The organism is Streptomyces glaucescens (genome assembly GCF_002154375.1).
Lineage (GTDB): Bacteria > Actinomycetota > Actinomycetes > Streptomycetales > Streptomycetaceae > Streptomyces > Streptomyces glaucescens.
Genome location: NZ_MUND01000784.1, coordinates 1 through 11,554, shown reverse-complemented (window position 1 = coordinate 11,554; position 11,554 = coordinate 1). Strand labels below are relative to the sequence as shown.

Annotated in this window: 5 protein-coding genes and 2 pseudogenes; 2 read left to right on the top strand and 5 right to left on the bottom strand. The window is 76.1% G+C overall.

The window, feature by feature from the left end; translation table 11 throughout:
• Both CCN42_RS37160 and CCN42_RS37155 read left to right on the top strand, forming a co-directional pair.
• The coding region (locus CCN42_RS37160) for a sugar nucleotide-binding protein (protein WP_143662156.1) at positions 1-463 on the top strand (463 nt) is incomplete at its 5' end.
• Positions 464-820: 357 nt separating this feature from the next.
• Entirely contained in the window at positions 821-1,783 is a 963-nt protein-coding gene (locus CCN42_RS37155; RefSeq protein WP_086741703.1) for a DUF4232 domain-containing protein, read from the top strand.
• 140 nt (positions 1,784-1,923) lie between these two features.
• Here the strand turns inward: CCN42_RS37155 and CCN42_RS37150 are convergent, their stop codons facing one another.
• From CCN42_RS37150 to CCN42_RS37130, 5 genes and pseudogenes are all read right to left on the bottom strand, one after another.
• Positions 1,924-2,790 carry a GNAT family N-acetyltransferase gene (locus CCN42_RS37150; RefSeq protein ID WP_086741705.1) on the bottom strand — a complete coding sequence of 289 codons (867 nt, stop codon included), beginning with the start codon at positions 2,788-2,790 and terminating at the stop codon, positions 1,924-1,926.
• A 75-nt stretch (positions 2,791-2,865) separates the two neighbouring features.
• The gene (locus tag CCN42_RS37145; RefSeq protein WP_086741702.1) at positions 2,866-4,698 is read right to left on the bottom strand and encodes an SWIM zinc finger family protein; all 1,833 of its coding nucleotides are present in this window, start codon (positions 4,696-4,698) and stop codon (positions 2,866-2,868) included.
• Positions 4,695-8,329: pseudogene (locus CCN42_RS37140) on the bottom strand (DUF5682 family protein). The gene CCN42_RS37145 and the pseudogene CCN42_RS37140 overlap by 4 nt, the downstream one beginning before the upstream one ends.
• An 11-nt stretch (positions 8,330-8,340) precedes the next feature.
• The gene (locus CCN42_RS37135) at positions 8,341-9,510 is read right to left on the bottom strand and encodes an ATP-binding protein (protein ID WP_086741701.1); all 1,170 of its coding nucleotides are present in this window, start codon (positions 9,508-9,510) and stop codon (positions 8,341-8,343) included.
• A 35-nt stretch (positions 9,511-9,545) separates the two neighbouring features.
• A pseudogene (locus CCN42_RS37130) lies at positions 9,546-11,554 on the bottom strand (hypothetical protein); the annotation flags it as partial.

Here is an 11,554-nt window from a genome sequence, read left to right as displayed (position 1 = left end):
GGACGCGGTGGTGCTGCGGGTCAGCCTGGTCTACGGCCACGAGCCGGCGGACGCGGGCAAATGGCTCAACTTCTTCGCCGCGTGCGCGCACCGGCTGCTGCGCGGCGAGCCGGTCACGGTGCCGGAGGACCAGTGGACGACACCGGTGCTGGTGGACGACGTCGCGGAGGTGACGGCGGCCGTGCTCGGCGCCGAGGGGCCACTCCCTCCGGTCCTCCACCTGGGCGGACCGGACCGTGTGAGCCGTGCCGCGTGGGCCTCGGTCGTCGCGGAGACGCTGGGGGCGCCGCCGCACCTGGTCGTGCCGGTGCCGCGGGCGGACACCCGGTACGCCTCCCGCCCGGAGAACGCGTGCCTGACCAGCTCTCTGCTCGGCCGGCTGCCGGCCACCCGGAAGATCGTCGTCCGCGGTGTCCGGGAGGGCGCCCGGGACCTGGCCCCGGCGTTCACGACCACGCGCTGAGCCCCCGCCGGGCGACGCGGACGACCGCGCGCCCGGCGGCGTCCGGGGCACCTGTGCCTCCGGGACGAACTGGGCAACAGGCCCTGCCCGTCGTGAGACCGACTTCGTGATTGTGCTCGTGCGGGCCCTGGCAGGCCGGCGGAATGTGGTCCAAGCCGTGGTGGACGGCTCGTCGTGACCGATCTCCCCATGGCGGACCACGCCCGACAAGGCGGGTGCCGGGGGAAGCTGATCGTCGAGGTGTGAGAGGAAGCCAACTTCTCGGACCCGGCTCTCCCGGCCCGCTGTGACACCCCTGTGACAGCGAAGAGGACCTGCATCACACCCGAAGGGCTCACACCCTGATGAGATGACCGGATGCGCAGACCCGCGAACCTCCGCCCGGCATCCGCCGCGACCGTTCCCTTCCTGCCGGCTCTCGCCGTGACCGCTCTGCTGCTGACGGCCTGCGGGACGGAGCACGCGGATGCCGGAAGCACCGGCGCCGAGGCGGCCGCGTCGCGGCACGGCACCCGCATCGACGATCCGGGCAAGGACGGCGTGCGGATCACCTCCCTGACCCTCCCGTCGGCCTCCCCCTCGCCCACCCGCAGCTACTCGGTGTCCGCCGACAGCCTCGACCCGAACCCGGACTCGGAGGTGTCCGCCACCTACGAAGTCACCAACGAGGGCACCGAAGCCCTGACCTACTCGGTCGTCTTCACCTTCATGAGCGGTGACGGCGGCGCGGTGACCAACCAGACCGAGACCGTGCGCGACGTCGGCCCCGGACAGACCGTACGGGGCACGGTCCGAGCCGGGGAACTGCCGCCCAGCGCGCCGCGGGTGGCACAGGTCAAGGTGCTCGGCGTGACCAAGGTCCCCGCGGGCGAGGCGCCGGCCGAACCGGACACGTGCCCCGCCTCCGGGATCCGGATCAGCGCCGACCAGGGCGACGCCGCCATGGGGCTGCGCGTCGTGGGCCTGCACCTCGACAACTGCGGTACGCACGCCTACACCGTCGAGGGCTACCCACTGCTGGAACTCCTGGACGCCGGCCTGAAGCCCGTCGACGGCGTCGACATCCTGGACGGCAGCGGCGAGATCTCCACGGGCGCCGGACCCGACGAACCACCCCGGCCCGTCACCCTCCAGCCCGGCGAGTCGGCCATCGCGAGCCTGGTCTGGCGCAACACCACCGAGTTCGGTACGCCGGTGAACGTGCCCCATGTGCGGGTCCGGGCCGAGGAAGGCGCCGACCCGGTGATCGTCACCCCGCACCTCGACCTCGGAACCACCGGAAAGCTCGGGGTCCGGCCTTGGAAGATGGCGGAACGCTAGGGGGTGTCGTCGAACGCCCGTCGTCGTCCGCAGGACGGCCCTGCGGCGTCCGGTGCGNNNTCGCGGGGCAGACGGGAGTTCGACGACACCCCCTAGGAAGGGACTGCGCGCGGCCGGTTCGCCCGCTGTCCCGACACCGCTCAGGCGTCCCGGTACACGTCCCGGACCTCAGGGCATGGCCGGAAGCCGGCCGACCTGTAGGCGGCGACAGCGCCGGCGTTCGCGCTCGGGGTGCAGACGATCGCGGAGGACGAGCCCAGCTCCCGGAGTGCGGCTGCGGCGGCGAGCGTGATCGCCTTGCCGTAGCCGCGACGGCGATGTTCCCGGTGCACGCCCATCGGTTCGAGCAACCCCGGCCTCCCCGGACCGGCGGACCACACCGTCACCGCCGCCACCGCGCTGCCCTGGCGGTCATGGGCGACCAGACACCGGGCGTCGGTGTACGGCAATCCGGCGGCCATGGCGTGCCAGCGGTCGTCCGTGAATCTCGACCCGTCGAACGCTGCCCGCTGCACGGCTGCGAACACGTGCGCCCGCTCCGGCCCGACCACCTCGATCCTCACGCCCGGCTCCCCCACCGGCTCCTCGAGGTCGCGGCGCAGGGGCGTCCACGGCTCGTCGGTCCCCCAGCCGACTTCGAGCAGCAGCTCTCGGACCCGTGCACCCATCGGCGCCTCGACGTTCACCTTCCCCTCGGGCAGCACGCCGCGCTCCGGCTCCGTCACGTCCTCGACCAGCTGCTGCGCCAGTTCCTCGTCCCGCTGTGCGTCCGGTGCCACCGTCAGCCGCAACAGCCCGGGACCGTCCAGCAACCCGACCGCGAGAATCCGTCCGTCCCGGTTCCACGTCCGGACAGCCGCGGCGGTCGCCTCCGCGCCCGACCTCCAGAACCACCCCAGGTCTCCCGGATGCAACTGCATCGGGGCCCCGTCGTCCTGCCACTCCCGCAGCACCCCCACAGCCTCGCTCAGCCCGTCGGATCCCGGCTTGCGCAACACGATCGCCATACACCCGATCACACCGCACCGGGCCGACGGTCCGCACCCGGTTTCCGACCGGTCCACCGCCGCGTCCGGGTGCGCTCAAAGGCGCGTGAGGACGCCCGTGGAGGGCACCGTGTCCGCGGTGGCTCCCCACGCGCTCGCGCACAGGGCCCTCTCGATCGTGTCGGTGTAGACGGCGGCGGCGAGCCAGGCACGGGCGAACGGGGCGGCGTCGGACGGGAGGAGGCGGCCGAAGGCGTCGCGGGAGCGGAGCGCGGCGGTGGAGTGCAGGGCGTCGAGGAGGCCGCCCGCCGTGGCGAGGCCGAGACGGCGCAGACGCGCACTGTCCCCCGGCTCGCCGCGGGAGGAGGCGGACAAGGCGAGGACTCGGCGGCCTCCGGACACCGCCTGGTGGACGCGTCGGCGCAGCAGGTGCAGCGGGGCCTCGTCTCCGGCGGGGAGTGCCTCGGGCGGGGCCTGAGCCGCGTCGGCGGGCAGGTCCGCGTGCTGGAGGCGGTCCAGGCCCGCATCCACCCGGGCGGCGGGATCGGTGGGGTGCTCGGTGGCGAGCAGCAGAGCCCGCGGGAGCGTCCCCGGCACCAGCCGGGCCACGATCCGCAGCCGGCTGCCCCGGGCGGCGGCGAGCAGCCGCAGGTTGTCCCGGTACGGGAGCGACGGGTCGTCGTGGGCCGTCGTCAGCCTCAGGGGTACGCCCGCGCAGTCGGCCAGGAGACAGTCGCCGGTGCTCTCGCGCACCGAGCCCAGGAGGGTCACCTCGAGGAACAGCAGGTCCCGCCCGCCGCTCAGGGCTCGGACTACCTGCTCGGCGGCCGGCACGGACCACAGCCGGTCCAGCGGCTCGGCGCGCCAGGCGACACCGGCCGCGCGGACCGCCCGTACCCCTGCCCCGGCGCCGAGGCGGCCGGTCGGCGAGACCGTGGCACCGGACACGGCCAGGCCCGCGCGCGACAGTTCACGATGGGTCAGAGCGGTGTCGCCGACCCGTACGGCCCGGTCGGCTGCGCCCGTCGCCCGGGCGGGCCCGCCGGGCGCCACGTCGGACACCGTGTACAGGCGTCCTTCGGCGTCGGCGGTCCAGGTGACCGCGCCCGCGTAACCGGTCGCCGTGAGCACGGGCTCGGAGAACAGCCCGTACAGCCGCAGGGAGCCGTCCGGGCGGTAGGGCTGCCGTACCGTGCCGCGCAGTTCGGCCAGACCGGGGCCCGTGGCGTCCGGGACGCGGTGGGCGGTACCGAGGGTGGCGGCCAGGGCGGCGACGAGGTCGGTGAGGCGGTACGCCGGGTCGGCGGAGCGGGCGGCGCGCACCCCGGTCACCACGGAGATCGCCGCGGCGGAGGCGCGGGGCAGACCGGCGAGGCGGGCGGTGTGCGCGGCGCGCAGCAACTCCGCCTGGAGCACGGCACCGGCACCGTCCGTGCCGGCCTCGAGGACGGCTGCCGTCGCGGCGTACACGGCCCGGGCGGCGGCGCGCTGTTCCGAGGTGGCCTGCTCGGCGGATTCAGCGGTCGGAGCATCCTCGGCAGGAGCAGGAGCAGGAGCAGGAGCGGGAGCAGGAGCGGGAGCAGGGGGCGGGGCATCCTCGCCGGGGTCGGTGGCCGGAGCGTCCTCGGTGGCTGACGCGTCCTCGGCGACCGGCGCCGCGGAGGCCGCCGCGGCGCGGTGCAGGCAGTCCGGGGCGAGCAGGCAGCCGCAGCGGATCGCGTCCGCACGGGACACCGCCCCGCCGGGCGCGTGCAGCACGACGTCGGTCTCGTCGTCCACGGCGATCCGTACGAGGTCGCCCTCACGGAAGACCGGGCGGGCGGCGAGTTTGGCGATGCCCGCGTCCAGCCGCTTGCGCAGGCGTGGCGAGAGCGCTTCGACGAGTTCGGCGGTGACGGACGGGGCGACCGGAGGCAGGTCCGGACTCATGCGATCTTCTCCCCTACCCAGCGGGCGAGTTCCAGCGGACTGAGGGCGGCGACGGGCATGCCCGCGGCGACGAGCTGACCGGCGACTCCCGTGGAGTAGCGGGGCCGGCCGGTGTCGTCGAGGCTGGCGCAGCCCAGGACGTGGCAGCCGGCCGAGACCAGCGCGCGTACCTCGGCGAGCAGACCGCCGAGCGGATAGCCCTCCTCGAAGTCGCTGACGACCACGACGAGGGTGCGCGAGGGCACGGTGACCAGTTCACGCGCGTGCCGCAGCCCACGCTGACCTCCAGCAGCAGCGACAGCGGGTCGTCCACATGGCCGGTGAGGTCGATGACCTCCGTGGAGAACGCCAGGAAGTGGGTGGACAGCGTCGGCACCCCCGCCAGCACCGAAGCGGTGAGCGCGGCCCACACCGTCGACGCCTCCATCGATCCCGACACGTCGGTGACCAGGATCAGCCGCCAGTCGGCGCTCCGGCGCGCGCGGGTGCGGAAGACCGGCCGCTCCGGGATCACCTGGACCGTGCCGTCCGGGGCGCGGCGCGCGGTGGCCAGGTTGGCCCGCAGGGTGCGCGGCAGGTCCAGGCCGCCGCCCGGGCGCCTGCTGGGGCGGGGCAGGGCCGTGCCGTGCAGGGCGGGCCGCAGCCGGGTGGCCAGTTGCCGGGTCAGCGCCTCGACCAGCCGCCGGACCAGCGGGCGCAGCGCGGCCAGCCGGGCCTCGGGCAGCCCGCCCGCGTGTCGCAGCACGGTGCGCAGCAGGTCCACCGAGGGGCGCACGCTGTCCGCGTCCAGCTCGGCGAGGACGTCCCTGCGGCCCGACGCGGCGGCCGCGGCCAGCACTTCTTCGCGGATGCCCGGTCCGAACAACGCGGCCAGTTCCTCGGACCACTCGCGCACGCCGGGGTACGGCGCTTCCCGCCCGCCGCCGGTGCCCCGGCCCGTCAGATCCCCTCGGCTGCCCTCGCCGCGTCCGCTGCCGTACAGCTCGTCCAGTGCGGTCGCCAGCGGTGCGGCGGAGGAGGGGAGTCGGTCCGTGCGGCGGCCGAGGAGGAGGCGCCAGCGGTCGGCGGGGGCGAGGTGGTGGTCCCCGGTGCCGGTGGTTCCGGGGATGACGTCCGTGGCCGGCGCCTCGTGGGCGGGCCGCGTGGCGACGTCCCCTGCCGGAGCGGGGTCCGGCGCGGGCAGCAGCCCCAGCGACCGCAGGGCCTCCCGGGCGGCGAAGTCCGCCCGGGTCCACAGAGCGAGCGAGGCCGGGTCGACGCCGTGCGTGTCGGTGACCCGCGCGATGTCGAGACGCTGCTCGACGGACGTGAGGAGGCGGTCACGGGCCGCGGGGCTGAGGGTGTCGAAGCCGCCGCGCAGCGCGGGCAGCCGGTCGAGGAACGCCCGGTCGGGCAGCTCGGACACCCGGGTGAGCAGGGGCTCCAGCGCGGGCGCCGCCGCCTCCAGGAGCGGACCCGCGGCGGTCAGCAGCCCGCTGAGCCGGGCGGTGAGCGCGGCGCGGGAGTCGGGGTCGGTGGCCCCGTCGACCCACGAGGCCACACGGTCGCCGAAGGCGCGCGCGTCCTCCTGTCCCAGCAGGACGCGCACCGCACCCGCGGCGCCGCGCATCAGCGGGGAGCCGTCGGCAGCCAGTCGGGTCAGGGCGTCGGCGAGCCGGATGCCGCCCGACATGTCGGCGCGGTGGGCCAGTTCGAGCAGGGCATGGGCGTCGGCGGGGTCCTCGGAGCCGGTCAGACCGTCCACCTGCCGCACCGCCGCGGCCGTCAGCAGTTCCGCGACGGCGGTCGCCCGGGCCGCCCGGCCCGGCCCGGCGTCCAGCCCCGGGACGTGCCCGGCCCGCAGCCGGTCCAGGAGGGCCAGACCGGACAGGAGCTCCGGCAGGGTACCGGCCTGGGGCAGCACGTCGGCGATCTCGCCGAGCCGCTCGTCGACGAGCCCGGGCAACCCGCACACCGCGGACTGTTCGAGCCCGGCGAGGGCCTGCGCGGCCGTCGGCCCGCCCTCGTCCCGCTCCGCCCGCCGCCGCTGGCGCAGGACTCCCTCGGCGGCCTGCGCCGCGGTGACCCCGCGTGCGCCGGCCGCGGTCAGCATGGCTGCCGTGGCGGGTGTCCAGCGCACCTCCCAGCGGGAGGTGAGGGCGTCGGTGCCGCCCGCTCCCACGACCTCCTTGGCCTCCCCGTACGGCACTCCGCACACCGTCAGCCGGCGCAGCAGCAGCTCCCGGCGCCGGTCGAGGTCGGACCTCAGCGGATCCAGCCGCAGGTCCCGCGACGTACCCGTGCCGCCCGTGTCCGGACCGGGCAGGCCGAGCCTCGCCACCTCGGCCTCCACCGCGGGGGTGAGACCACTGCGCGGCGCCTGCGGTGCGGGGCGCCCGGTGCGCGTGCCGACGAGCACCCGTTCCATCGCCCGGGCCACGGCCCGTCCCCGCCCGTACGGCTCACCCTGCGCGAGCACCGTCTGCACGGCTTCGACCAGTTCGCCCCGGCCCGCCGCGGGGAGGCCGCGCAGGCGGGCGAGGTCCGAGGCGAGCCGGCTGATCTCACGGGCGTCGGCGGGGCCCGAGGGGTGGCCGAGGTCGCGCAGTTCGGCGCAGACGCGTACGGCCGCCCGTGTCAGCGCCTCTTCCAGCGCGGCCGGATCGCCGGCCGCGCGCAGGACCATGTGCTGCCACTCCGGATCCCGGATGCCCGCCGGGTATCCGGACCGCTCGTCCAGGAGGGCGTAGGTGTACGGGATCAGCGAGGTCGTCCAGCCGGGCCGCCGCGCGTCGTCGGTGGCGGTGCCCGGCCGTACGGGAGCGGGGGCCGGGCCACCGGCGGCTCCGGCGTCCTCCTGTACGGGTGCCGGGGCTGAGCCACCGGCGGCTCCGGCGTCCTGCCGTACGAATGCCGGGGCGTGGAACGCGCCGAGGACCACGGCCGCCCGCTCTCCCCGTGCGGTCGCCTCGGCCAGCCGGTCCCGCATCCACCGCTCGCGCCGCAGGTCCAGCTCGGGCACCCCGCCCGCGGCGACCGCGTCCTCGCGCAGCGCCCAACCGGTGAGCAGGGCCGCCCGGCGCAGGGCCTCGGGCGGGGAGCCGGGGGCGGTGGCCTCGACGAGGCGGTCCCACAGGTCGTCCCCGGGACGGCCCGTCAGCCGGGCCCGCAGCGTGTCGCCGAGACCGGGGCCACCGGTCCGCTGTACGGCGGCCCGCCGCCCCTCGTCCCACGCGCGGTCGGCGAGCGGCAGATCGCAGGCGATCACGGGCACGTCGTGCCGGGCGGCCCAGCGCACGGCGGCCAGTTCGGGCGAGAAGTCCGCGAACGGATAGAACGCCGGCCCTTCGCCACCGCGGCCACCGCCGTCGCCGGGCGCGGCGGCGAGGGCGACCGGGGCGCGCGTCTCCGGGTGCCCCAGCCAGGGCAGCCACTCCTGCATCTCGGCGGGCAGTTCGACGAGCAGCACGTCCGGCTTCGCGTCGTCCAGCAGCGCCGGCACGGCGGCGGCCAGGGAGGGCGCGTGGTGCCGGACGCCGACGAGGTAGTGCGCGGACGGGGCGGTGAGCGCGGCGAGTGCCTCGTCGGGTGAGAGGGGCGATCCGGCGGCGGAGGAGGGCGAGCCGTCCGCGGCGGCGGCCCCGTGGGACAGGGACACGGCCGTCAGCCCTCCAGGACCGTACGCAGGTCCCACAGGGTGCGCCAGGTGGCGGAGCCCTGCTCGGCGCGGCGCCGTACCGGACCGTCCCAGTAGCCGCGCAGCCGGGCGGCGTCCGCGGGGTCGTCCTTGCGGACCACGCCCAGCAGGTGTCCCGGCAGCAGCCCCAGCACGTCACGGTCGCCCGGGAAGTAGGCCGCCGCGAGCGCGAGCGCCCCGGCGACCGACACGGCCTCCGCGGTGCTCATCACCGTGGACGGCCGTTCCACCTCCCAGCCCTCCGCCGACCGGCCCTCCCGCAGGTCCCGGAAGGCGGTGACCAGTGCCTCCAGGACGGCGTCGTCGACCTGGAACGGCGCGCCGGCCCGCGCCACGGACGCCCGTGCCTGGCCGCGCACCAGCGCGATCTCCGCGTCGATGTCCCCGATGGGGCCGACCGTCTCGAAGTTGAAGCGGCGCTTGAGGGCCGCGGACATCTCGGAGACGCCCTTGTCGCGGAGGTTGGCGGTGGCGATGAGGTTGAAGCCGGGTGCCGCGTGCGCCAGGGCGTCCGGGGTGCCCGCCAGTTCGGGCACCGCGATGCGCCGCTCGGAGAGCAGCGAGACCAGGGAGTCCTGCACTTCGGGCAGGCAGCGCGTGACCTCCTCGACGCGGGCGATGGCGCCCCGGGACATCGCGGTCAGGACGGGCGAGGGCACGAGTGCCTGCCGGCTGGGGCCCTGGGCGAGCAGCAGGGCGTAGTTCCAGCCGTACTTCAGCTGGTCCTCGGTCGTGCCGGCCGTGCCCTGCACCACCAGGCCGCTGGTGCCGCACACGGCGGCGGACAGCAGCTCCGACAGCATCGACTTGGCCGTGCCGGGCTCACCGACGAGCAGCAGGCCGCGCTCCCCCGCGAGGGTCACCACGCATCGCTCGACCAGCGCCCGGTCGCCGACGAACTTGCCCTCGATCACCATGCGGCGCTGCACGCCGTCCGGCACGTCGGCGCCGTCGGGCAGCTTCAGGGCCTGCCCGTCGCTGCCCATGACGAACGTGACGACCGCGCGCGGGGTGAGCCGCCACGCGGGCGGGCGCGGCCCGTCGTCGTACGCGGCGAGGAAGGCCAGTTCGGTCGCGTACCGGTCCTCCGGCGGGTCGATCTGGCGGGCCGGGGCGTCGGGGAGGGTGGTGGTCATCGGTGCGGTTTCTTCCGGACGTGGGTGGACGGCGGTCATCGGCGGCGGCCCTTGCGGGTGGCGCGGGTGGTCAGTTCCTCGTAGGCCGGGGCGTCACCGGCGCGCACGCGCTCCCACGCGCGCCTGAACAGCTCCGGCAGCGGTACCAGCGGCACCGCGCGGGCGTGCGGGCCCACCGGGTAGAGCTCCTGCTTCCAGACCTCCACCGGCAGCGCGGGCGACTTCAGGTCGAGCCAGCCGCAGGGCAGGAAGAGGGTGCGTCCGGCGCGCGCCCGCCTGGCCTCGACGACCAGGTCGGTGGCCGCGAGTTCGGCGCGGGCCTTCTTCGTCCGGGCCGGCTTCCAGCCCGTCCAGCGGGCGCAGTTGCGGTCCGTCGGGTCGGGCAGGGCCAGCAGTTGCAGGTAGAGCGCCGCCGCGTCCGCGCCCAGGCCGTGTGTCTGTGCGACCTCGGCGACCAGGTCGGGTGCGCCGACCGCCGGGTCATGGGCGTACCCGGTGGGCCCCTCGGCGTCCGTGCCGGCCGCGACCGCACGGGCGAGATCCTCACCCAGGATCGTCCGCAGCGCCCGCATGCCGTGGCCCCGCGCGGGCCCGACGAGTCCTTGGACCAGTCCGAACACCGGGTCGTCCGCGCCGGTGAGGGCGGCCGGGCGGACCAGGACGTTCTCCTGGTCGCCGTACCAGGGGCGCAGCACCAGTGCCTCGCCCACGGCGGTCAGACCGTGCGCGTCGGCGCCCCCGCCGGCCGGCATGCCGTACGCCTTGCGCAGCTCCACGGCGGCCGGCGAGCCCTGCTCCGTCCACCCCAGGTCGAGGTCGAGCAGCAGCCCCGGGTCCGCGACGCGGCGGCGCAGCGCGGCCAGTGCCTCGGGCAGGACGGCGCGCAGGGGGTGCCCGTAGGGCAGGGAGTAGGCGAGCCCGGCCAGGGAGGCCACGGCACGCGACAGGTCGTACCGCCCGGGCAGCGCCTTGGGGTCGTCCGCCACCAGTTCGCCGTCCTTGCCGGGCCGCTGCACCGTGGTGCGGCTGATCCACGGGGTGCGGTGCGGGTTGAGCACCTCCTCGGCGGAACCCGTGGGCAGCCCCGCCAGGGACTGTTCCGCGGCCATGTCCTCGGGCAGGCGGACGACTCCGGCGAGCCGGTCGGCCCACACCCGGCCCGCAGCGTCCGTGTCCGGTCCCGCCGTCCACAGGTCGGCGGGGTTGCCGGGCAGCAGCGCGCCGACGAGCGCGACCCGGTCTCCGGGATCGAGCCAGCCCAGCAGCGCGTCGCCGAGCTGCTTCTGCCGCGGCTTGAGTCCGGTCGCGGCGATCACCTCGTCGGTGAGCTGGGACGGCTTCCCCGCGAGCAGCAGGGCCGCCTGCACGGGCCCGAGCCCGTCCCGCGTCGCGGCGCACAGCGCGGCGGGCGCCTCCGGCTGCCAGGGCGCGGCCCCCTTCTCCCGGATCAGCCCGGTCACCGCGGCCAGCGCGTCGGCCGGGAACACCGGCGGGTACGCGGTCTCCCGCTCCAGCGTGAAGTGCGCGACCGCGCCGAACACACCGGCCGGGTCGTGGTCCAGGGCCAGCCAGTGCACGCGCCCTTCGCGGTGGTCGACGGTCTGGCTGCCGAGCACGACGACGGTCCGGCCGTCTTGGCGCAGCACCTGGCCGGTCCGCTCCTGCTTGGTGTGCGGCTCGCTCAGCACGACCTCGCGCAGCGCGCCGCCGGGGGCGGCCAGGGGTCCCTCCGTGATCGCGTCGAACAGCAGGAGCAGCGCCTGCCGGTGCGTCTCGGTCACGGTCGGCGAGGCGGCGCGGTAGGCGAGCGGGCGCAGGAGCGCGAGCACGGACGGCCACACCAGACCGATGCCGGGGAGGGTGAACTCGTCGCTGCGCCAGCCGTCGGCGGCGCCGGTGAGCCGGGCGGATCGGGGCAGGGGCTTGCCGTCGGCCGGGTTCCCGGACAGGACGTGGTTCACGGCACGGATCTGGCGCAGCGCGCTCCAGCGCTGCTCGCTGCCCCACCAGCCGTGCAGGTTGCCGAGGCCGCCGACGGCCTCGC